The organism is Kitasatospora sp. NPDC087861 (genome assembly GCF_044742585.1).
Taxonomy (GTDB): Bacteria; Actinomycetota; Actinomycetes; order Streptomycetales; family Streptomycetaceae; genus Kitasatospora.
This window is the reverse complement of the sequence record NZ_JBIUUS010000055.1, coordinates 12,259-33,240: the sequence shown is the minus strand read 5'-3', so window position 1 is coordinate 33,240 and position 20,982 is coordinate 12,259. Positions and strand designations below refer to the sequence as shown.

Below are 20,982 nucleotides of genomic sequence, written 5' to 3'. Positions count from 1 at the left end.
GGGAGGTTCTGATGGCACTCAAGGCTCTTCACGCACGATGGGGCGTCGTCTTCGCCCACCTGCCTGACCTGGGCTGCGGCCGGTCCTGGGAGCAGGTGCACAGCGTCCAGCCGCGGGCGCCGCTGGCGTGTGACGAGTGCCGGCATCCGGTGCACCCCAAGGTGTCCCCGAGGGGTGTGCGGTTCTTCGCCCACGATCCCGGCGCTCCGGACTGCGAGATCGCGCGCGATGGCGAGTCGGAGGCGCACCACCTGCTCAAGCTGGAGCTGCTCAGCGCGGCCCGGGATGCCGGGGCGCACGCCGAGCTGGAGGTGCGGGCGCCGGACGGATCGTGGCGGGCCGATGTACTGGCCTGTGCTCCGGACGGCTCCTGGCGCGTCGCGCTGGAGGCGCAGCTCTCGCCGATCACCAACGACGAGATCCGGGCCCGGACCGAGCGGATGCGCGAGCACGGGGTGGCCGCGTGCTGGTTCAGCGACCGGCCGAAGCCGCCGTGGCTTGGCACGGTGCCCTCGGTACGGGTGGGCCGGCCTGAGGAGGGCGGTCCGCTGGGCATGGTCGAGGGGCTGGTCCGGTTCGGCCGCTGGTCCTGGGACGTGGTCGCGCCGCCGACGCTGGCGGACTTCCTGCGGTGGGTGTTCGCGGGACGGGTGGTAGCGCACGAGCGGCAAGTACGGCTCGAGTACGAGCTGCGGGAGCTAAAGGTGGTGTGGACGGCACCGGCGTACATCACAGCCGAGCGGGCGTACCTGGAGGAGCTGCAGCGAGAGCGGACGGCCCAGGCAGTCGAAGACGCCGCCCGGCAGCGCAAGCGGGAGGCGAGTCAGCGCCGGCTGGAAGCCCGTCGCGCCCAGGTGCGGGAGCTGAACGAGGTCAGCCGGGAACGCCAGCGGTTCCAGGCGATGAAGGCCGAGGATGCGGTGCGCGGCACTGCGGCGGCGGCCAGGGCCCGGGAGAAGGTCGTAGGCTGCCCGCAGGTGGCGCGGGCGATCGCCCACCTTGCGCAGGCGCACGGCGTCGCGGCGACGGTCGGGTGGAGCTTGGACGATCCGCGCTGGGCGGGCGGGGTACCGCTACTGGACCCGGAGGGCGTGCCGGTCGCAGTTCTCAACCCGAAGCGCGCGCTGACCCGCGGCCAGGCGTACCTGCTCCTGGCCGGGCTGCTGCTGTTGTTCGATGACGACTTCACGATGAAACGCTTCCAGCGGTGGGCGTACGGCTCACCCAAGCGACCGAAGGACCAGCGAACGGAGGCGGTCCTGGCGGATGCGGAGGAGAACCGGAGCACACGCGCAGCCTGCCGGGTGCCGCGCCACCGGACTGGCGGCCAGGAGCCGGAGCAGAAGCCGGCCTGCGGCTGTGAGCAGCCACAGCTGTTCCTGCGGATCGACGGCCGCGAGCAGTCGGCCGAGCCTGCCACCTCGTTCTCGCCCTCCTCCGCGCTCTTCCACGCGCACTGTCGGCGGTGCGGTGGCAGATACGACAGGCCCTGGAGGAGGGTTCTTACCTGATTGCCAAACCGGCACCGGCAGAGACGACACAATCAGCTCTCGACAGGTGACACTTCGTGTCTGCCGGTGGTGATCCGGCCGACCGAACCGGAGGAGCAACCCCTTGGGCGTCCTGGACTGGTTCCGCAGGGACAACGGCAAATACGAGCAGCACCTCAGGAACACCGCACGCAAAGCACGCCAGCAGCAGGACCTGGTGAACGCCGCCGGCGTCGGGCTGGCCAGGCTGCGCTGCCACAAGGACACCTGGGCCTACCTCGCCGACGCCGTGGCCGGGGAGCGGCACTCGCACGGTCCCGGTCGGGTGTTCCGCGCCCCGGCCGCCCAGGACATCAGCAACGAGGGCAACGGCATGATCGTCGTCCCCCTCTCGGGCAGCTCCCTGGCAGCCCTCCTGAGCTTCTGCCGAACGTCGCAGGGGGTCATCGGCAACTGGTCTCCCCTGGAGCAGGCCATCGGGCAGCGGACGGAGGCGGCGATCTGCGCGGCGCTGGAACGGGTCGAACCCGCAGACGGCGACCACTCCGACTCTGCGGTGATCGTCCTGGATGACCAGCCCGCCCCGGCGAAGACATCCGTGTAGGGGCCGGGGCGCCGACGGCCGACTCGGGGACCCACGCGAGCCGCCTCAGACCATGATCAAATCTGCCCTCTATTCCGGAAATTATAGAGGCTAAGGGTTACCTAATCACGAGTCACGGCCTGAGGGGCCGAACGGGTTTCCCAACTTGGGAAAGAGCGCGCCGCAACCCTCGCGCACCCCAATAGTGTCGAGTGGCTCGACATGTCGAGCCACTCGACACTATGGTGATGGCGTGTCAGAGAACGAACCCTCCGGGCGCCAGCGCGCCCTTCTCGACCTGGGCGGCTGGCCGGTACGCCGGGACCTCCTCACCGCCGAGCGTGCGGTCCTGATGGCCGCGGCCTGGCGTGCCGGCGCCCGCAACGTCGCCGAGCTGGCCCGCGTCGCGGATGTCAGCCGCGACGTGGTCTACGCCGACCTGCGCTCCCAGGGGATCGAGCCCACCGACGCCGAGCAGAAGAAGGAGCCCCCGATGCCGCGCACCGCCTCCCCGCTCACCGCCCGCGCCCGCCTGAGGCAGGAACTGGCCCGCGTCTTCGCCGACGACCGGGGCCTGGGCCTCCTGGTCGAGTTCAACGGCCGACCCGACATGACCAAGCAGGGCAAGGACCTCCAGTACGCCCGTGCGGGTGCCCTGATCGCGCTGCACGGCCGGGACCGGTCCGCCGCCGTCTTCGCCGAGTACGCGACGCAGCGGCAGCGGGCGGCCGACATGCCCCGGCTCACCAAGTGGGACGACCTGGTCCTCGGCAGCCGCCCGCTGCCGGCCTGGACCCGGGACGTCCACGGCTACCTGTGCGACGTGTGCGGCGAAAGCTTCCCCTCGCTCGTCCTGCTCGAGGAAAACGAGGACGTGGCGTGCAAGCGCTGCGCCCGCGACGTCGTCGGCGCCGAACCCGGCAACGCGGTGCGCCCGCTGTGGAGCCCCTGGTCGCGCCACCTCTTCCAGTACCCGGGCCACTGGGAGCGGGAGGAGCAGGCCAAGCCGGAGAGCGAGCTGGTGGAGCGCCTGCCGGACGGCGGCGAGCGCCGCTGGGCGATCGGCGAGGCCGGCGCCTTCACGCAGGAGACCTCGGGCCTCCCCGGCGTCGACGTGAGCGTCCAAAGGCTCGGCGGCCCCGACTACGACGACCCCGCTTTCTACATCGAAGGCCGCACCGAGCACGCGGGACGCGCGTACTCCTTCGCCGTGACGTTCACCTACGACGGTCAACCGCAGCCCTTCGAGGTCCGTCCCTACGGCTGGCGGTTCTCGTCCGGTGAGATCCAGGAGGTGGCGGCCACGCCGTCCTCCCCGGTCGAGTACACCGACGTTTACGAGATGCTGGACGCGATGCTGGTGGGGCTGTACGCCCCGGACGGAGAGGGGGAAGGCCGGTGACCGAACACGACGACAACACCTGGGACCTGATGCGGGAGATGCACGAGCTCACCGTGCTGGCTGCCGCGCTCCGGTCGAGCGACGCGGCTGGCACCACGACGCCGGAGCAGAAGCGCGACTACCTGCTGCGCCGGGCCGTCGTCGACCTGGAGCACCTCGATCGGCCCGAGCTCAGCGAGGACGACCCGGACGCGTACGCCGAGGCGGTCCGCTCCGCCTCCCGGCTGCGCGACCACGATGTCCGGTACGGCAGCCAGCGCGGGCCGGTGCCCGCCAGTGACTCGTGCTGGAGAGGGCCGGAGGGAGCGGTCCGCTATGTCCGGGAGGAACGGCGCCATGGGTGAGGGGCGGAAGGAGCGGCGCGCGATGGACGACGGGCGGCACGCTCCGGCCCGCGAGATCGACTACGTGGCGTCGGCGATCGTGGGCAAAGACGTGGAACGCCGGGTCTGCCAGTGCGGCGCCGTCACCGGCGACCTGCAGGGCCATCTCGCCCACGCCGATGCCGTCCTGCACGTCCCGGGCCCGGGGTGGCTGCCTGTCGGCGGCCGGGTCGCCCTGCTCCTGTCCGTCGGCCTCGGCCTGCTCGGCGCTCTTCTCGCCGTCGCGGAGACCCAGCTCGCCGGCACCGCGCGTACGGTGCTCCTGGCCCTCGCCGCACCCGCGGCCTTCGGTGTCACGATGGGGCTGGCCGTTGCGCTGCGCGGGTTCATCGTCCCGCTGCGGCCCGCCCGGCGGTAGGGACGTCGCGCGGGTCGGCTCTCGACACCGTCCACCGCGAAGGGGTGGCAGCCACCTGGCTGCCACCCCTTCCGCGTGCCGGCGTGTCGGCTGCTCAGACCAGGACGCCCTCACGGTCCTGGCTCTGGCCTCCATGGTCCGGCTGCCCGACGTCGCGGCGCGGCTCGGCGTCGCCGCCGACGTCGGCACGGGATTGCGGCGGCAGGGCAGCCGACGCGGCGGCGGCCTGGGCGGCCAGGTGTTCCTGGTGAACCCGCTGGAGGTCGGGCAGGAGCTGCTTGAGAGCCGAGCGCACCGCGCCGTCCTTGTCGAACAGGCCGTTGTTGCCGAGGCAGGCCGCCTGGCCGAGCTTCAAGTTGGCTGCGTACGCCGCGGCGTTGCGGACCTGGGACTGGTCGGAGAGCACCCTCAGGTCCCCCTGCTTGATCATCTGCGAGAGTTCGATGAACAGCTGGGAGGCCTTCGTCACCGGCTTGGCCGGCACCGGGACGACGACGGGCGCTGATGCTGCGGGAGGCAGGGGGGCCACCGGAGCAGGGGCGGCTTCCTGATCTGCCGTCGCGACTCGGGCGGGTATCGGGACGGTATCGGACGGCGCGCTTGCCCTGGGCGCCGGTGAGCGGACTTCTTCCCGGGCTGCCGCAGGCGCCGGAACGGCGGCGGGCGCGGGGGCATCCCAGACGACCGGGGGAGCTTCCCGGAGCACCACGGGAGCTGCGGAAGTGACGGGCGCAGGAGCTTCCTGAGCCATTGCGGGAGCTGGGGCGGCCGCGAGCTCTCCGGTGGGTGTGGGCTGGGGAGGTTCGGGTGCTTCGGAGGAGGGCGGCCGGAGCGGCAGCGGCTTGGTGGAGCCGGGTGCCCGGACGTTCTCGATGGTGGTGAGGAGGTCGGCTCGCCAGGCCCGCCACATCTTCCGGGGGTAGCCGATGAACGGAACCCAGAGCAGCAGGCTGTAGCCGCGCGCGTCGCCCCTCGATCTGCGCTTCGGCCGCTTGCCCATGACGACTTGTTCGATCTTGTGGAGGAGCATCTCCAACAAGACGGCGTAGACCAGTGGCGGGACGATCGCGACGAACCGGCTGCCGAAGTCGGGGGCCGGCGCGTGCAAAAAGTTCATCTCGGCTGAGCCGCCGATGAAGGCGAGCAGAAACAGCCTGGTGACCGCGGAGGATCTCAGGGTGAGGGACTCGAAGAAGCGAAAGAGCGACAAGCCGAGGGCCCCGGCGTCGAGGAGGAGGGCGAAGCCGGTGGCCGCGTCCCAGTGCCCGCCGTTGTGGCTGTGGGCGTACTGGCGCTGGGCACCGAAGGAGAGCCACCCGGCGACGGCGGCGATGGTGAACAGCATCAGGCAACCGACGCCCAGGGCGAGGACGCTGAGGCCGCGGCGCCAAGCGTCGCGGCGTTCCTTGCTGAGCTCAGCCCGGCGCGCGGCGGACAAGGCTTCCTGGGACTTGAGACGCCGTGAGCGGGCGATAACCGCGGTGACGGCGAGGGCGCTGACGGCGGCGACGGCGATAGCGGCCGGCAGGGCGTAGGCGGACGCTGTCACGTCGCGGTCCATTTTCTACGCGCCCGCCCTGGCCCGCTTCGGCTGCTGTGGTTCATGGTGGTGCTCTCCGTTCCTCGGTCCCGAAGCCCTGGGGATCCTCAACCCTATGAGGCGCCGGGTCCGGGTGATCTACCGGTGCCCGTGCCGCTTCGGTACCGCAGCATCCTCCTCCGTCTCGTCTGCCGCGTTTTCATCGGGGCGCTCACCCAAATTTGGGTGGCTCGGCTAGACGGCTTCGGCCTTACGGGCGTCGTCTGCCGCGTCGGCGATGGCATCGGCCGTGTTGGCGATCGCGGTGAGGACATCGGCCGGGGCTCCAGCGAGCTTGGTCTCCAGTCCGTCGCGCACGTCCGTAAGCTGGGCAAGTACGGCGAGGGCCTGGTCCTCGACGATCTCGGCGTCGACGATGTCCTGGTCCGCCCTGCGGTGGTCTGCTTCCGTGGCGTCAGGTGGGCTGCCCGGCGACTCCGGGGAAGCCGGCCTCGCGGAGTGCTTGCGAGGTGCCGACGCTTCCCTGCGCGGTGGTTCGATCGCCTTGGCCTGGGCATGGAAGACCGCCACGGGCAGGGGGCCGTCTGCCGCGTTGACGACCTTGGTGACGATGTTCCTGATCACCTCGGCCGTCACGCGGATGCTGCGTTCCTGCGCGTAGGCCCGGAGCTGCGTGTAGAACTCGACGGTCTTTTCGAGGCCGTAGGCCTGCGAGGCGGGAAGCAGGGTCTGCACGTGCGAAGCGGGTGGGATCTTCGAGCTGGTCCAGCCGGACTCGATCGCTGCCGCGAGGGGCCACTGCTGGATCTGGCGGTTGGCGTCCGATTCAGACAGGCCCAGGTGCTCTTCGCAGTATTCGGCCCAGGTCAGGCCGTAGTACCGCTGGTGGTACTTCTTGTTGCGGTACACCTGCATGGCCTTGCCCTTCATCCACGCCGCCCGGTCGGCATGGGCGAAGGCACGCTCGCAGGTCTGCTTCTCCGCCATCTCCTCGTTGGACAGGTCGCCCGAGAGGTCCAGTTCGTGGTCGGGCGGGTCGGGAATCACGTCGGGGGTCAGTGGTTGTGGCCGTTCGCGTCGCGGGTCGGGGACCTCGGCGACGTCCGCAGTGGGCTGTTGGCCGGGCTGGGCCAGCTGGGTGTCGCGCTTCTTGGGTGTGCGCTGGTTCAGGGCGGCCAGGTTCGCTGCGGAGGAGCGTCCTCGGGATGGGGTCACAGCAGCCCCCGCTGCTCGAGTTCGGTCACGAGGTCCCCGAACTTGGTCTCGGCGGCGTAGTGGACCGGGCCGAGGGTGGCGTTGGCGAAGTCGTCCAGCCTCTCGATGAAGGTGTCGAGCACGATCCATTCGTCTTGCTCGAATTTGGCACGGAAAGCGGCCAGCGAGCGCGACTTCTGGTGGGGAACCCGGTTGAAGAGCACGACGGCCTTGGGCGGCTTGTTGTCCGGGCGGAAGGCGCTGCTGCGAATGATCATGTCACGGAGCGGAACACCGGCCTGGGGGTCAGTGACTCGTTGGTAGTCCGCCCCGGTCGGGGACAGGTTGACGATCGCGAGGTCGGCGACGCGCAGGACGCTGTCGGTGATGTCGGGATGGTTCTCGGAGTGGCCGCAGTCCACCACTCCTACGACGCCGTCAGGAACGGCGTGCTCCTTGTGGAACTTCGCGGAGACGGCTTCGACGACCTCGAAGGGGAATCCGCCGGCCTCGGCGTCCCACTGGCGCAGGTGCAGGGAGTGGTCGGCGTCGAAGCCCTTGACGGCCCGTCCGCGTTCGTGGAGAGCATGCAGCAGCATGCCCGTATTTGTCGTCTTCCCACCAGTTCGGGGCGAAACATTCGCGATCAGCATGCGGCGACCATAACGGCGCGTCCGAGATCGTTGCAGCAGCTCTGCCGGAACGGCGCGAATCCGGCGCGCCCCCGTGGCACCCGGGTGCTTCAGCGGCTAAGCACGGCCCCGACAGCAAAGGCCGTCTGGGCTGGACGCGTGGCTATCAGGGCAGGACTTCGATTTCGATGTCGGGATACAGGGCTCGCAACCGGTCGGGGTCTGCGCTGATCACGGGCCACTGGCGGGCGGCCGCAAGGTAGGCGACGTGGCCGGCCGTCGTGTCGGAGCCCGGGTCGACCGTGGCGCGCAGGATGCCGGAGCCGAGTGCGTCGGCCTCGTCCAGCGGCTGGAGGCGCAGGAGCGGGAACTGGGTGATCGCGGTGAGGGCGTGCCGGGCGTCCGGCTTCAGCGAGGCGGCGGCGTCGGCGAGGGCGCTGGCGGGGACCAGGAGCGGGATCACCCGTTGGTGGGCCGTGGCGAGAAGGGCCTGCATGTAGAGGCTGCCCTGGGCGGCCGCAGTGAGCGCCGTGGTGTCGAGGATCCGTCCGCCGATCACGCGGCGTTCTCCTGGGTGGAGGTGATGCCGAGGGCCTTCTCGGCCCAGGCCTGGTGCTCGGCCGCGGGCTGCTGCTGTCCGAAGAGGCGCTGCAGGGTGGCCTCGACGTCGGCGGCCTCGCGCTCGCGCTGGAGCAGGCTCTGGATGTGCCCGGACACGCTGGGGATGTCGTGGGCTTGCTCGCGTTGCCTGAGTTCGTCGAGCAGTTCCTGGGGGAGGGAGATGGCGGTCTTCGCGGTCTTCGACTTCTCGGTCATACCGCAGTTATACCGGCGGTTGGTGGTCCTCCGATAGGCCTTCGGTCGGCGCGGCGGCCAGGTGGGCGGCCGCCTCCAGTGCGGCAAGCGCCTCCGGTGTGCTGGCGGCCGGGCTCGCGGAGGCCTTGGCCGCCTGGTAGGTCTCCCGGACGGCGTTGCGCAGGTACATGGTGAGCATGGCGCGCTCGGCCGGGCTGTGGCGGTCATCGACCACGGCGGCGAGCTGGTCCATCCAGAAGGGGTCCTCCTTGTCGGTGGCGAGGTCGCGGCGGTTATGCAGGAGGGCGCGGCAGGCTGCCGCGATGGCAGGGAACCGGGCACCTTCGAGAGCCTCGGTCCGGCGCCGGGCGAGTGCCTCGGCCGCCGCGCGCTCCTCGATCAGCCTGGCTACGTCCGGGCTGCGCCGGTCCTCGGGGTCCCCTTCCACCGCCACCTTCAGTCGGCGTGCCTTGTTGTACGCGCCGTTCACGCTCTCGACGCCGAGCGCGGGCGCCAGGCGCTCCCACGACACCCCGGCTTCTCTGGCGTCGCCCACGGCCCGCAGCTGCAGGGCGTCCGTCTGCTCTCTCAGCCACTGGATGAGGCGTGTCCTGAGCAGGGCAGCCTCCTGGCGGGCGCCGTCGCCGTTGAGCGCGCGTGCATGCGACTCCGCCCAACGCAAGACTCCCCAGAGCTCGGTGTCCCCGGGCCACCACGCCAGGGCCTCGTCGTCTGCGTCGCGCTCGGCCGCGTGCAGGTCGTAGAGGCGCGCAGCCTCGGCCCTGGGGTCGACTCCGGCCACTCGGCGAGCAGGCCGACGCTCGCGGCGCTGCGGTGGTCCCTCACCTCGTGCCCGAGGCACTTCTATGTCCCTTCGCCGGCGGCTGCTGTGGCGCTAGCCGAGGTAATTCTGCACTTCGCGGGTGGGCTTGGCGTGCGGGCCGGCCACGGCCTTGAGCATGGGCAGGATCTCGCGCCCGACAGCGGCGCGCTGCTCGGGGTCGGCGATCTGGCGCCAGTCGGTGATCGCGTGCCGGGCGCTGGCCTTCGTTCGGAGGTCGGCGGTGCCGCCGAGCGCGGCGTGCAGGCCGACGACGTGCAGGTGCCAGCGGGCGGCGGCGGCGCGGTCGCCCTGCAGGCGGGCGATCAGGCCGCGCAGTTCGCGGATGCTGGCGAGGCTTGGTGCGGAGGGGCCGAGGGTGTCGGTGGCCTCCTGGTCGAGCTGGGCGGCTTCGCTTGCGGCGAGCAGCAGTTCCACGTCGGTGCGCTGAGTGGTGAGCGCGGCTGTGAGGGTCTGGAAACGCGCCTCAAGTGTGGCTTCGCCAGCGGGAGCCGGGGCGCTGGATGCGGCGGGGACGCGGCGTTGCGGTGCGTCGGCCCGGGCAGCCGCGACGGCAGCTGGCTCCTCGTAGAGGAGATCCTCATCCCAGTCAGCGTCCTCGGCCGTCCCGGGGCCCGGCTCGGTGGCCGGGTCGGCCCAGAAGTCGGGCGTCACGGTGCCCCACGGGTGAGCCAGTTGGTCGTCCTGCAGCACTGCTGCCTCCCTGCCGCTCACCACTGCACCACGCGCACGACGTGGGTGATCCGGGTGATCGCCGATGTGCTGTTGCGCCAGCCGCTGTACGCGACTGTCCGGGTCTGGACGCCCGTCCTCGGCGCCTCCACGATCCAGCCGTTGCCCACGTACATGCCGACGTGGCCCGGCGAGTCGTCGCTGCCGTCGGACCCGGCGTTGAACACCAGGTCGCCCGGCTTGACGTCGTCGGGCGACACCCGGGTGCCGATCTTGACCTGATCGAACGTGACCCGCGGGATGGTCACCCCGGCATGACCGTAGGCCTGCTGCATCAGGCTGGAGCAGTCGCAGTGACCCTGCGGGTTCGCGCCGAACGGGTCGGTGCAGTTCCCGCCCCACTGGTACCAGCCTCCGCGCTGGGCGAGGGCCCACGCGACGGCGGTCCTGATCTGCTGGGGGGTGCCGTCGGGTAGCTGGTAGTCCGGGGGGAGCTCGGCGGCCACGGTGTCGTCGGCCTGGGTGAATTTCCGGACGCCCTCCATGATCTTCTTGACGTAGTCGTAGGTCTGCCCGTTCGCGAACGACCGGGGCGGCACGCCCCGGTACTGGTCGACGCGGCCCCAGCCCGCGTTGTAGCCGGCCAGGGCGAGCTCGACCGGAGCGCCGCTGTAGTCCGGGTGCTGCTTGGCGGTCTTGAGCAGGCTGCACATGAAGCGGCCTTGGGCCGCAATGGCGTCGCGGGGCTCCCAGACGCTGCCGCCGTTGCCCCACGTCGACCAGGTCTCCGGCGTGAACTGGGCGATGCCCTGCGCCTGGCCGCTGTTCGCGCGCGGGTCGAAGGCGGACTCGGCGTCGATCTGCGCGGCCAGCACGCCAGCGCTCAGCCCCTGATCGCAGGCGGCGGCCGCGTCCTTGACGAACTGCGCGTACTGCTCGGGCACCCCTCCGGGCCCCACGCGCAGGGTGCCGGACGACGCCACCGGCGCCACTCCGCCGCCAACAGTGCCGTCCCGGTCCTGCGCGGCCACCGCGATGAACATCACCAGCCCGGCCCCCAGCGCGAGCGGACTCACGGCGACCGCCCCGACGGCGGCCACCACGCCCGGATTGATCCTCACTCAGACCCCCCCTCGGTCAGAACCCACCAACACCCCGGCCACCCGCGCCGGGTGGGCCATTTTGGCATTCGGATGGGACACGCCTACGGCACACATCGCCGCAGGTGGAGACACGGCCGCCCATAAGGCGCGTGCCAACTGGCCCATTCCGGCGTTGAACCGGCTAAGCCCTCCCCGTGACCTCACAGGCTGTCATAGATATGACGGGTGGTCAGGAACAAAAGCCCTGAGACATCTGTCAGGTGCCGAGACTAGACTGCGGCCGACACGCACGGTGACCGGGGGGTGACCAGGGCCGACGCGGCCCATCCAACGAGGCCGCCACCCGGGTTGTCATGAGTACGTGTACTCATGACAACCCGGGTGGCGGCTCGGGAGCCTGACCATGCCGGACACGAGAACGTCGGGGGAACAGTGGCGCGCAGATCTATAGTCCCGGCTGTGGAGCTACCTCTCCACAACCGGCTTGTTGTGCCCGTCCTGGCCGCCGCGGGCGGCAGCGGACGGTCCACGGTGGCGGGCCTGCTGGGCGCCGTCCTGGCCAGGACGGCGCCCACCGTGGTCTTCGACCTGGCGCCGCGCCTGGCCTCTCCGTGGCCGGGCTGGACGCAGGAACCCGGCGCCGGGCTGGCGTCGGTCCCGCCCGACCGGCCGCTCAGCCGCTCACAGGCGCGGGCAGCGGCGGCCCGGCTCCCCGGCCCGGGCGGCTCCTCCTGGCAGGTTCTGACGGACCACCGGGAGTGGAGCGCGCCGCCGCTGCCCGCTGTCGAATCACCCGCCGCCTGGTACCAGTTGGCCGCCGTCGGCGGCTGGCCCGCGGTGGTCGCCGACACCTGCCACCCGATGGCGCACGACCTCGTCGCCGCCCGTACGGGCGGGGGCCCGGGCCTGACCGCCGCGTGGTGCGCGCTGCCGGTGAGCGTCCCGGTCGTGTGCGCGGCCGCGACCGGTTCCGGGATGGCGGCGCTGCAGACCGCCATGTCGGCGGCGGCCGCGGAAGGCCTCCCGCTGCAGCGGATGGTCGTCGCCCTCGTGGCGACCGGCGACGGCCGCGCACCCGCCCCGGTCCGGGCCGGCGAGACGATGCTCGCCCCGCGGGTGGCGGCCGTCGTCCGCGTGCCCTACGACCCGGACCTGCGGGCGCGCGGCCTGCGCGACGCCGCCCGCCTCGGTTCCCGCTCCGTGCAGGCCGCCGAGCTGCTCGTCCAGGCCGTCGTCGCCTCCGCCCGCGAAAGCTGGGGCGACCCACTGCCGGTGGCCGCGCAGCCCGCCCCAGTCGTCCCAATCCCGTCCCGCGTACACCCCGAAGAGAAGGTGCTCCTGCCGTGAGCCAGTTCCTGCACGTCGCCGACGCCCTGCTGAGCGACCCGCACGTCCACATCCTCGCGGACAACCCGACAGGGGTCCCGAACCCGATCCCGTCGTTCAAGCCGGAGTTGCCCGCACAGGTCTCCGGGCCGACCGGCACGATCCTCGGCTGGGTCGCCGGCGGCGGCCTGGCGCTCGCCGTCCTCGGCGGGCTGCTGGGCTGGGGGGCGATCGCGATCGGAGAGAACAGCGAGCGCGGCGGCATGGCGGCACGCGGCAAGAAGGCCATCATCATGAGCCTGATCGCGGGCATCGGCATCGCCTGCACCAGCGGGCTCGTGTTCGCCGCGTACTCGATGGCGTCCTGATGATGGCGGACCGACACGACCGGGCCGCCCGCAGGGCCCGCCTTCGCCTGATCGCCATCGGGGTGGTGACCGCTGCCGCCGTCGCCGCCGGCAGCGTCGCGCTCGTCAACGGCCTTTCCGACGGCGACAACCCGAAGCCCACCCCGGCCCCGACCGTTGCGGCGACGGTGAGCCCGGGGCCGGTGTCGTCGCCGAGCCCGTCGGCCACTAGGACGCTCACACCGAACACGGCCAAGCCGGTGCACCTGATCAAGCCGACCGGACAGAAGGACGGCGCCTCGATCGGGTTCCCGCGCTACGGCTACGGGCCGATGTCCGCCGCGGTCTACCACCTGGACGAGCTGTCGATGCTGGACGACGACATGGTCCGGCGTCAGCTCACCGTCATCACGGCCAAGGGCAGCGAGGACTCCATCGACAAGGCCGTCAGCGAGGTACGCAAGCTCCGCGAGCAGGTGGGCCTGCCGCCGTCCGGCGGCACCCCTGCCGGGCTGACGATCACCACCACCGTGGACGCCGCGCAGGCCTGGGCGCTCAACGACGACGGCTCCGTGATCACCGTGTGGATGCACTACAGCCGCACCGCCACGCTGCCCAAGGGCGGCCCGGACGACAACCCGCTCAAGGACCAGCTGGCCAACATGATCCTGCAGTGGGAAGACGGCGACTGGAAGATCACCACGGATCCCAAGTGGGTGGCCAAGAAGGGCAATCCGATGCCCTACAACCCCGATTCGCCGGTGTCCGCGAAGGACGGATGGGGGGTGGTGATCCGTGACTAACCGCGGACTCCTCCGCCTGCTCACAGCCCTGCTCGTCGCGCTGATGTCGTTCGGGGTGGCGGCCGCCCCGAGCGCGGTGGCCGACGACCCGAGCGGCGAATCACGAGCGCACGCCCCCAACGGCCCCCCGGCCCCACCGGATCCGGAGTGGCTCAAGCAGTGGAACGACCGGTCCGAGGTCAACTGGGGCAAAGACACGAACGGCCACTGGTGCATGATGCCCGAGGCCAGCAACTGCACTTTTTACAAACAGCCCGAGACCCACGACTCCTGCGAGGAACATCAGGTCGGCTGTGACGATCCGAAGATCACCGAGGCGCGCAAGCAGCGGGAACTCGCGGCGCTCGCGGAGTGGGAGAAGGTCACAGACCACGGCGCGTACGGCTACCAGAAGATGGACGCCGCCCTCAAGAAGTGCATCGACGGGGGCCAGCTCTTCAACGACTGCAAGACGTTGAACGCCCAGTTGATGGTGCCGGACGGCGGGCCGGTGGCCTGGGTCGAGGGCAAGATCAGCAAGTTGGCCTCCGACGCGTTGAAGGAGGCTGCCGGCGCCATCGGCGAGGGCGTGGTGTGGCTGCTGCAGCAGTTCGCCGACTCCTTCGACAGCGCGAGCACCATCGACCTGAGCAAGGTCGGTATCGGCACCGTCACCGGCATCATGACCGCGCTGTCGGTGCTGATCGCCACGTTCTTGGCCCTCATCCAGTTCGGGAAAGTCGCCGTGAGCCAGCAGGGCGCCCCCCTGGCGACCGTCCTCAAGGGCTTGGGCAAGTACGCCCTGGTGCTGGGCGTCTATGCGGGCGCCGCGCAGGTGATCCTGAGCTGGATCGACGTGGTGTCGGCCTGGATCATCAACCTCTCGTTCAAGGGCGGGGGAGACGGGAAGGCGGATGCGGCGGCCGCGATGAAGACGCAGCTTGGCACCCTCTTCTCCGGGTTGGTAGGGACCGGCGGCGCCGGGGCCGCCGGTGGGGCGCTGATCACCGGGGGAGGCGTGCTGAGCCAGGCCGTCGGGGTGGTCATCGTGCTCGGGATCCTGTCGATCCTGGTGATCGGCGCGCTGTGGATCGAGATGCTCGTCCGGCAGGCCGGGATCATGGTCCTGATGGCATCAATGCCGATCGCCCTGGCCGGCCAGCTCAGCGACGAGACCCAGGAGTGGTGGCCCAAGGCACGGCGGGCGTTCACTGCCATCGCGCTGTCGAAGCTCGCGATCGTGGTGTGCTTCGCGATCGGCTTCAATTCCATGGGCGATTCCCAGGGTGTCAAGAACGTCATCGTCGGCCTGATCGTCTTCTTCCTCGCAGCGTTCGCCTGGCCGGTGCTCGCGCGCTTCTTGACGATGGTGGAGGCTGGCGGCGGCAACTCGGTTGCCGCGGGCATGGTCTCCACGGTCGGCTCCAGCGTCGGCGCGATGTTCGGCGGGTTCGCCGGCGGCGGCCTCGCCGTGGCCGGGGCCGGGGCCGTCGGCGGCGGGTCCGGCTACACCAAGGCCCTGGAGCAGGAGACCAGCCCGGCCGCGTCCGACGGCGCGTCCGGCGGCTCCTCCCTGCCCGAACAGGCCGGGGGCGCCAGGTTCTGGAAGGGCGACCCGAACAAGAGCTTCAAATCGAAGCTGGGCGCGGCCGTCGGGCTCGGTGCCCAGCTCGCCGCCGCTGGCGCCGGCACGCTGGAAGGCGCGGGCGCCAACGCGGCCGCGAACGCGGGCCTCGGCGCTCCCGGCAGCGGGCACTCCACCGTGGTGCCGCCCCGCACCGGTGGGGGTGCCGGGCAGGCCGCCGGCGGGCAGGAAGGCGAGGGCACCAACGGGGCTGCCGAGCCGCAGAGCCCAGTCGCGGGCTCGCCCGAGGCGGAGGTCCCGGTCGAGGCGGCGCCGGGCGGTCCGGTCGCCGAGGCCGGCGCTCCCCCGGCCGGGACGGCCGTGCCGGAGGCCAGTGCCCCCGGCATTCCCGCACAGGCACCCCCCGCGCCCGCGAGCGCCTCCGGCTCCGACACGCCGGCGTACGGCACGCCCACGTGGATGCCCGATCACAACGCCCTGCAGTACGGCGCGCGAGGGCAGCGGCCCGACCCGCAGCCGCCGACGTCCGAGGGGAGCTGACCCATGTCCCTGACCCACAGTGAGCCGGACACCTACAGCGGGTGGCAGCGCGAGAAAAGCGGGTTCATCGGGGAGTTGTCCGGTACCGGCTTCGCGTTGTTGGCCGCGGCCTCGGTCGTCGCCCTGGTGCCGGTCTACGCGCACAGCTGGAGCGCCGCCGTGGTGGCGTTGCCGCTGGCCGGCGTCCTGCTGCTGCTCGCCTACGGCCGGGTGATGGGCCTGGCCGCGGAGGAGTGGGTGCTGCTGGCCGTCCGCCACCAACTGGCCGTCGCCACCCGGAGAAACGTTTTCTACAGCGGGGTGTTCGCACCCTCCGACGATGAAGGGGACCAGCCGATGGACCTGCCCGGCGTGCTGGCGCGCCTGCGCATCCTCAACGCGCCCGACGGCCAGGGCGGCACGCTCGGCGTCGTCCACAACCCGATCGACAACACGTACACCCTGATCGCGAAGGTCACGTTCCCGGGCCTCGCGCTGGTCGACACCGAGCGGCAGAACGCCCGCGTGCGCCAGTGGGCCGCTTTCCTGCGCGGCCAGTGCAAGGAAGACGGGGCGATCGTCCGCATCCAGGTACACCAGCGCTCCCTCCCGGACGACGGCGAGGCGCTGCGGTCGTGGACCGTACGGCACGCCACCCCGGACGCTCCGGCGGCCGCCGTGCAGGCGCTGGAGGAGCTGATGGTCTCCGCCGGTCCGGCGGCCACGATCCGCGAGACGTACCTGTCGGTGACGCTGTCGGCGACGCGCGCGCGCCTGGCCGTGCGCGGGGCCGGCGGCGGGCAGGTCGGCGCGGCCGCCGTGCTGGTGAGGGAGTTCCTCGCCATGCACGGCTCGCTGTCCTCCGCGGGTCTGCAGGTGGTGGAGCTGCTCGACCCGCGCCGGGTGGCCGCCACGATCCGCACCGCGTACGACCCCGAGGCCCAGCAGATGCTGGCAGCCCGTGGCGCGGCCGCCGGCGATGCCTCGTACAAGGGCGTGCTGCCCGGCGTCGACCCGGCGCTGGCCGGGCCGGCCGCCGCCGAGTACACCTGGGGCCTGTACCGGCACGACGGGGCGTGGACGGTCACGTACCAGGTGCGGAACTTCCCGCAGTCCCAGGTGTACGCGACGTTCCTGCAGCCGCTGTTGAGGCCGAGGACGAACGCTCGCCGCTCGATGTCGCTGGTGTACGAGCCGGTCGGCCCGGCCCGGGCGCGCAAGGAGCTGAGCAAGGAGAAGACGAAGCGCCAGGCGGCGCGGGCGTTGCGGGCGAAGACCGGCCGGACGGAGTCGGAGGACGAGCGGCGCGAGGCGCAGGTCGCGCACTCGCAGGACATCGCCCGTGCCGCCGGGCAGGGTGTGGTGCGCATGGTCGCGCTGATCGCGGTGACCGTCACCGACCTGGAGGAGCTGGAGACAGCGTGCGCCGAGCTGCAGGCCGACGCTAGCGACGCCGGCCTGGAGCTGAGGCGCTGCTGGGGCGCGCAGGACGACGCGTTCGCCGCGGCCGCGCTGCCGCTCGGCATGGGCCTGCCGCCGCGAAGGATGGCGATCTGATGGCGTTCCCCTTCCGCCGTGATCGCGGCGACACCGCCCTCGAAGCGACCAGGGTCGCCGACCTCTTCGACCCGGCCGAGAAGCTGCCCGCGCAGCGCCAGCCGACCGCGCGGGAGCTTCGGCGGGCCCGCCTGCTGGAGGACCCGGCGGCGGCGATGCGGATTGCCCCGAAGAAGGGGTGGCACCAGCCCTACGCTGGCCGGGCCGCCTCGCACGCCAAGGCCGAGGTGTTCCGTGCCGACACCGGCCGGGCCAGCGGGATCTATCCGTTCCTGCACGCCGCGAGCTTGCCGCCCGTCGGCGCCTACATCGGGTTCAACACCTTGACGATGCAAGCGTTCTCCGCGCACCCGAGTGTGTGGGTGAAGGAGGGGCTGGCGACCAACCCGAACGTGATCATCACCGGCATCCCCGGCTCGGGGAAGTCCGCGCACATCAAGGCGCTGGCGTTCCGGCTGATGGCGTTCGGCCACAGGGCGCTGATCGCAGGCGACGTCAAGGGCGAGTATCTGGCGCTGTGCCGGCACCTGGGGGTCGAGCCGGTGCGGCTCGGCCCGGGCCTGCAGGGCCGGCTCAACCCGCTGGACGGCGGCCCGCTCGGCGCGGACCTGAACCTGATCAAGGACGGCGCCGAGCTGCAGGCCCGGCTGACCGAGATCCACCGCCGCCGCCTGACGCTGTGCAAGGCCCTGCTTGAGCTGCAGCTCAAGCGGACGCTGCAGCCGCAGGAGGAGGAGTGCCTGGACGTCGCCGTCCGGGAGGTCACCGGGGCGCTGGGCGGGGCCGGGCACACCCGCCTCGACACCCCGACCCTGCCGTCCGTGTACCAGGTCCTCAAGGACCCCACGCAGGCGATGGCGCGAGAACTGCGCGTGCGCGGCGACGACGTGCAGACCGCCCGCGAGCAGATGGCCAGCATCCGCTCCGCCCTCGGATCGATGATCAGCGGGCACCTGGGCGGCCTGTTCGACGAGAAGACCTCGGTGTCGCTGGACTGGGACGCCCCGATCCAGAGCGTCGACATCTCCGCCCTGCAGCAGTACGGCGACGAAGTCGTGGCGATGGTGCTCACCTGCGTCTCCTCCTGGGCGCAGTCGGCGATCGACCGGCCGGGCCGCCCGTGGATCGTCGTCCGTGACGAGCTGTGGCGTCAGATGCAGTCCGGCGGCTCCTCCATGGTCCGCAAGATCGACGCGGACCTGCGGCTGAGCCGCGCGACCGGAACGATCCAGGTCCTCGCCACCCACCGGCTGAGTGACTTCGAGGCGGTCGGCGCGGCCGGCTCCGAGGCGGTGGCCATCGCCAAGGACCTGATCGCCTCGTGTGAGACGCGCATCCAGCTCGCGCAGGACACCAAGCCGCTGAACCTCACCCGCGAGGCGATCGGCCTCACCGACGCCGAGTGCGACCTGATCGGAAGCTGGGGCGCCGGCCAGCGCGGCCGGGCCCTGTGGAAGGTCGGCCGCGGCGGCGGGTCGCACGCCGTGCAACTGCTGCTCTCCCGCACCGAGAAGCAGCTGTTCGAGACCGACGAGAAGATGGTGATCTGATGGCCTCGGACAACCGCGTGGACGACGGAACGTTCCTGGCCGGGATCGCGGCCGGGGCGGTCATCTCGCTGGGCGCGGCCTCGCTGGCCGCCGGGGCCCTGGCCGGGCTGCTGTCCGAGGGCGCCCCGCCCCGGATGACCGAGCCCCTGCCGGTCACGCTGCTGCTGTCCGTCGCGCAGGGCCCGGCGTCGGTCTACCAGCCGGCGCCCCCCACCTGGCTGTTCTACACGGTGTTCGGCCTGCTGGTCGTGCTCCTGGCCGTCCTCGCCGGGGTCGCCGTCCGTCGCCTGGGCAAGCGGCGGCGCCGCTCCCTGGCAGGCGGCGCGACGTGGGGCGGCACGAAGGTCGAGAAGGAGATGGCCCTGCCCGACGACCCGAAGGCGAGGCCGGACCGGATCACCGCCGGGCGCGGCCAGCAGACCCGGAAGATCGTCGGCGTCATCGAACGCAGCGCCTCCGCCATCGCCTTCGGCCCTCCCGGCTCGGCGAAGACCAGCGGGCTCCTCGCCCCGAACGCCGCCGAGTGGCAGGGCCCGGCGATCGTCACCACGACCAAGGCCGCGGACCTGCAGGAGATCTACGCGGCCCGCAGCCACGTCGGCCCGGTGTGGGTGATCGCCCCGGCCGGCATCCCCTCCGGCCCCTGGAAAACCGCGCACTGGTCGCCCGTGGACTACGCCACCGACGAGGAGGCGGCGGAGCGGATGGCCGAGTGGATGGCCGACGCAAGCCAGAAGACCTACGACCCGCGCGCCGAGCCATGGTTGATCCAGGCCCGCGCCATCGTCGCTGGCCTGCTGCTCGCCGCGCGGATCGACCCCGAAGGCGGGATCAAGGCGTTCCGGCGCTGGCTCACCCAGGGCGAAGCCGCCGTCGACCACGTCCGCGCCGTGCTCGACGCCCGGTACCCCGAGGCGGCGCTGGACTACGCCCAGCCCTGGGCGACGCTGCACGACGACGGCAAGGGGTCGGTGGCCTTCACACTCAACGTCCTGGCGGCCACCTACCGCAGCGAGGGCATCCGGGCGGCCGCCGCCCGCACGGACTTCCGGGCGGAGGAACTGCTGGAGGACAACGGCACGCTGGTGCTGATCGCGGCACCCTCACAGGCCGAGCGCTTCGCGCCGTACTTCACCTCGCTGATCGCCTCCGTCCTCCACGCGGCCGAGACCCGTTACGAGCGGGCCGGCCGCCATCCCGAACGCACCCTCGGGTTGTTCGCCGACGAGGCCGGCAACTTCCTGCGCTACCCGAAGCTGCCGAACCTGTTGACCACCGGCCGCGGCATGGGCATCGCGGTGCTCAGCATCTGGCACGACTACTCCCAGCTCGTCGCCCGCATGGGCCGCGAGGGCGCCAAAACGATCATCTCGGCGTCCACGCTGCGGCTGCTGCTGCCGGGCCTGGCCGACGACGAGACCCTGCGGTACATGTCGTTCCTGTTCGGCAAGGAGTTGGTGGAGCGCACCAACCACAGCAGCGGCGACGGCCGGGAGTCCACCTCGACCAACGTCGTGGAAACCGACCTGCTACCGGTCCACCAACTGCGCGAAATCCCCAAGCACACCGCCGTCGCGCTCTACTTCAACCGGCCGCCGATCCGGGTGAACATGCGCCTGACCTGGCGCGACCCCGATATCAAAGCCTGGCTGGCCCGGCCACCGGCCACGTCGGTCCCGGGACCTTCTCCGTCGCTCGACCGGGCCAAGGAGGCCACCGATGTCTGACCCCACCCCCGCGCCCGCCGTCCCCGGCCAGGCGACCGGGAATCCCACCCCGCCGCCGCGGCGGTGGGTGTGGACCGCGATGACGCCGGAGGACCGCCAGCAGCGGCTCGGCGAACTGGGGCAGTGGGTGGACTGGCTGATCGACCACCACCACCTGCACCGCAAGATCCCGCGCTGCTGGTACCGGGACGGCCACGAACCCGTCCTGGAGATCCTCACTGCCCTCTACCTCGGCTGGGTCCGCACCTATGCGGGCGACCCCAGCAAGGCGACCACGCTCGGCGAGATCGCCTGGATCAAGGAGCTGCACCTGCTGGCCCCGGCCCTCGCGGCCCCGGCGTGCGAGGCCGGGCACCAGGCGCCGCCGCCCCGGCCCGGACCTACCGGCGAGGCCCTGTCCGACTGGCTGGACACCAATCCGGACCGGATCACCGAAGCCCCCTACCACCCTGCCGAGGCCGAAGCCACGCGGCTGGCCCACGAACTGCTCGCCGCAGAGCAGCGCAAGGCCGCGAGCCGCGCAAAACCCTGACCGCCACAGCGACCGAGGCGCCCGCCGGACGAACCGGCGGGCGCCTCGGTGTTCCTGCTCGCTC

At 71.6% G+C, this 20,982-nt stretch carries 21 protein-coding genes; 13 read left to right on the top strand and 8 right to left on the bottom strand.

Going from position 1 to position 20,982, the window contains the following annotated elements:
- Nucleotides 1-11 precede the first annotated feature (11 nt).
- The 5 genes from ACIOJE_RS38370 (at nt 12) to ACIOJE_RS38350 (ending at nt 4,216) form a co-directional block, all read left to right on the top strand.
- Nucleotides 12-1,511, top strand: coding sequence for a competence protein CoiA (locus ACIOJE_RS38370; protein ID WP_400782921.1), 1,500 nt, complete (start codon nt 12-14; stop codon nt 1,509-1,511).
- A 103-nt stretch (nt 1,512-1,614) separates the two neighbouring features.
- The gene (locus tag ACIOJE_RS38365) at nt 1,615-2,094 is read left to right on the top strand and encodes a hypothetical protein (RefSeq protein ID WP_280686215.1); all 480 of its coding nucleotides are present in this window, start codon (nt 1,615-1,617) and stop codon (nt 2,092-2,094) included.
- 232 nt (nt 2,095-2,326) lie between these two features.
- Nucleotides 2,327-3,475, top strand: a complete 1,149-nt coding sequence (locus ACIOJE_RS38360; protein WP_280686214.1) for a hypothetical protein — start codon at nt 2,327-2,329, stop codon at nt 3,473-3,475.
- A complete protein-coding gene (locus ACIOJE_RS38355; RefSeq protein ID WP_280686212.1) occupies nt 3,472-3,819 on the top strand; it encodes a hypothetical protein in 348 nt (115 codons plus the stop codon). Before ACIOJE_RS38360 ends, ACIOJE_RS38355 begins: the two co-directional genes overlap by 4 nt.
- Nucleotides 3,812-4,216, top strand: coding sequence for a hypothetical protein (locus ACIOJE_RS38350; protein WP_280686203.1), 405 nt, complete (start codon nt 3,812-3,814; stop codon nt 4,214-4,216). Before ACIOJE_RS38355 ends, ACIOJE_RS38350 begins: the two co-directional genes overlap by 8 nt.
- Before the next feature lie 94 nt (nt 4,217-4,310).
- On the opposite strand, the gene ACIOJE_RS38345 is transcribed toward ACIOJE_RS38350, so the two are convergent.
- The 8 genes from ACIOJE_RS38345 to ACIOJE_RS38310 form a co-directional block, all read right to left on the bottom strand.
- Nucleotides 4,311-5,765, bottom strand: a complete 1,455-nt coding sequence (locus tag ACIOJE_RS38345; protein ID WP_280686202.1) for a hypothetical protein — start codon at nt 5,763-5,765, stop codon at nt 4,311-4,313.
- A gap of 225 nt (nt 5,766-5,990) precedes the next feature.
- Nucleotides 5,991-6,803 carry a hypothetical protein gene (locus ACIOJE_RS38340; RefSeq protein WP_280686201.1) on the bottom strand — a complete coding sequence of 271 codons (813 nt, stop codon included), beginning with the start codon at nt 6,801-6,803 and terminating at the stop codon, nt 5,991-5,993.
- 164 nt (nt 6,804-6,967) lie between these two features.
- The gene (locus ACIOJE_RS38335) at nt 6,968-7,549 is read right to left on the bottom strand and encodes a plasmid partition protein (RefSeq protein ID WP_280686200.1); all 582 of its coding nucleotides are present in this window, start codon (nt 7,547-7,549) and stop codon (nt 6,968-6,970) included.
- Nucleotides 7,550-7,748: 199 nt separating this feature from the next.
- Nucleotides 7,749-8,141: a hypothetical protein gene (locus ACIOJE_RS38330; RefSeq protein WP_280686199.1), complete on the bottom strand. Its 393-nt coding sequence runs from the start codon at nt 8,139-8,141 to the stop codon at nt 7,749-7,751.
- Entirely contained in the window at nt 8,138-8,398 is a 261-nt protein-coding gene (locus ACIOJE_RS38325; protein ID WP_280686197.1) for a hypothetical protein, read from the bottom strand. Before ACIOJE_RS38325 ends, ACIOJE_RS38330 begins: the two co-directional genes overlap by 4 nt.
- A gap of 7 nt (nt 8,399-8,405) precedes the next feature.
- Nucleotides 8,406-9,179, bottom strand: coding sequence for a hypothetical protein (locus ACIOJE_RS38320; RefSeq protein WP_280686196.1), 774 nt, complete (start codon nt 9,177-9,179; stop codon nt 8,406-8,408).
- A gap of 93 nt (nt 9,180-9,272) precedes the next feature.
- On the bottom strand, nt 9,273-9,911 hold the full coding sequence (locus tag ACIOJE_RS38315; protein ID WP_280686195.1) for a hypothetical protein: 639 nt from the start codon (nt 9,909-9,911) through the stop codon (nt 9,273-9,275).
- A 17-nt stretch (nt 9,912-9,928) separates the two neighbouring features.
- A complete protein-coding gene (locus ACIOJE_RS38310; protein WP_280686194.1) occupies nt 9,929-11,011 on the bottom strand; it encodes an NlpC/P60 family protein in 1,083 nt (360 codons plus the stop codon).
- A gap of 441 nt (nt 11,012-11,452) precedes the next feature.
- On the opposite strand from ACIOJE_RS38310, the gene ACIOJE_RS38305 reads away from it, so the two are divergent.
- From ACIOJE_RS38305 to ACIOJE_RS38270, 8 genes are all read left to right on the top strand, one after another.
- The gene (locus tag ACIOJE_RS38305; protein WP_280686193.1) at nt 11,453-12,340 is read left to right on the top strand and encodes a hypothetical protein; all 888 of its coding nucleotides are present in this window, start codon (nt 11,453-11,455) and stop codon (nt 12,338-12,340) included.
- Nucleotides 12,337-12,687 (top strand): hypothetical protein, encoded by a 351-nt coding sequence (locus tag ACIOJE_RS38300; RefSeq protein ID WP_280686192.1) that lies wholly within the window; start codon nt 12,337-12,339, stop codon nt 12,685-12,687. Before ACIOJE_RS38305 ends, ACIOJE_RS38300 begins: the two co-directional genes overlap by 4 nt.
- Complete coding sequence (locus ACIOJE_RS38295; RefSeq protein WP_280686191.1) at nt 12,687-13,469, top strand: hypothetical protein; 783 nt, start codon at nt 12,687-12,689, stop codon at nt 13,467-13,469. Before ACIOJE_RS38300 ends, ACIOJE_RS38295 begins: the two co-directional genes overlap by 1 nt.
- A gap of 76 nt (nt 13,470-13,545) precedes the next feature.
- Entirely contained in the window at nt 13,546-15,573 is a 2,028-nt protein-coding gene (locus tag ACIOJE_RS38290; RefSeq protein WP_280686190.1) for a hypothetical protein, read from the top strand.
- 3 nt (nt 15,574-15,576) lie between these two features.
- Nucleotides 15,577-17,109 carry an SCO6880 family protein gene (locus tag ACIOJE_RS38285; protein WP_280686189.1) on the top strand — a complete coding sequence of 511 codons (1,533 nt, stop codon included), beginning with the start codon at nt 15,577-15,579 and terminating at the stop codon, nt 17,107-17,109.
- A complete protein-coding gene (locus ACIOJE_RS38280) occupies nt 17,109-18,659 on the top strand; it encodes a type VI secretion protein (protein WP_280686187.1) in 1,551 nt (516 codons plus the stop codon). The genes ACIOJE_RS38285 and ACIOJE_RS38280 overlap by 1 nt, the downstream gene beginning before the upstream one ends.
- Nucleotides 18,659-20,386: a type IV secretory system conjugative DNA transfer family protein gene (locus tag ACIOJE_RS38275; protein WP_280686186.1), complete on the top strand. Its 1,728-nt coding sequence runs from the start codon at nt 18,659-18,661 to the stop codon at nt 20,384-20,386. The genes ACIOJE_RS38280 and ACIOJE_RS38275 overlap by 1 nt, the downstream gene beginning before the upstream one ends.
- A complete protein-coding gene (locus ACIOJE_RS38270; RefSeq protein ID WP_280686185.1) occupies nt 20,379-20,918 on the top strand; it encodes a hypothetical protein in 540 nt (179 codons plus the stop codon). Before ACIOJE_RS38275 ends, ACIOJE_RS38270 begins: the two co-directional genes overlap by 8 nt.
- The last annotated feature ends 64 nt before the right edge of the window (nt 20,919-20,982 follow it).

What these genes read in the sequence shown, in the direction of transcription:
- ACIOJE_RS38270 (WP_280686185.1), top strand. Translation starts at nt 20,379, where the DNA reads ATGTCTGACCCCACCCCCGCGCCCGCCGTCCCCGGCCAGGCGACCGGG.
- ACIOJE_RS38275 (WP_280686186.1), top strand. Translation starts at nt 18,659, where the DNA reads ATGGCCTCGGACAACCGCGTGGACGACGGAACGTTCCTGGCCGGGATC.
- ACIOJE_RS38335 (WP_280686200.1), bottom strand. Translation starts at nt 7,549, where the DNA reads ATGCTGCTGCATGCTCTCCACGAACGCGGACGGGCCGTCAAGGGCTTC.
- ACIOJE_RS38285 (WP_280686189.1), top strand. Translation starts at nt 15,577, where the DNA reads ATGTCCCTGACCCACAGTGAGCCGGACACCTACAGCGGGTGGCAGCGC.
- ACIOJE_RS38295 (WP_280686191.1), top strand. Translation starts at nt 12,687, where the DNA reads ATGATGGCGGACCGACACGACCGGGCCGCCCGCAGGGCCCGCCTTCGC.
- ACIOJE_RS38370 (WP_400782921.1), top strand. Translation starts at nt 12, where the DNA reads ATGGCACTCAAGGCTCTTCACGCACGATGGGGCGTCGTCTTCGCCCAC.
- ACIOJE_RS38280 (WP_280686187.1), top strand. Translation starts at nt 17,109, where the DNA reads ATGGCGTTCCCCTTCCGCCGTGATCGCGGCGACACCGCCCTCGAAGCG.
- ACIOJE_RS38325 (WP_280686197.1), bottom strand. Translation starts at nt 8,398, where the DNA reads ATGACCGAGAAGTCGAAGACCGCGAAGACCGCCATCTCCCTCCCCCAG.
- ACIOJE_RS38350 (WP_280686203.1), top strand. Translation starts at nt 3,812, where the DNA reads ATGGGTGAGGGGCGGAAGGAGCGGCGCGCGATGGACGACGGGCGGCAC.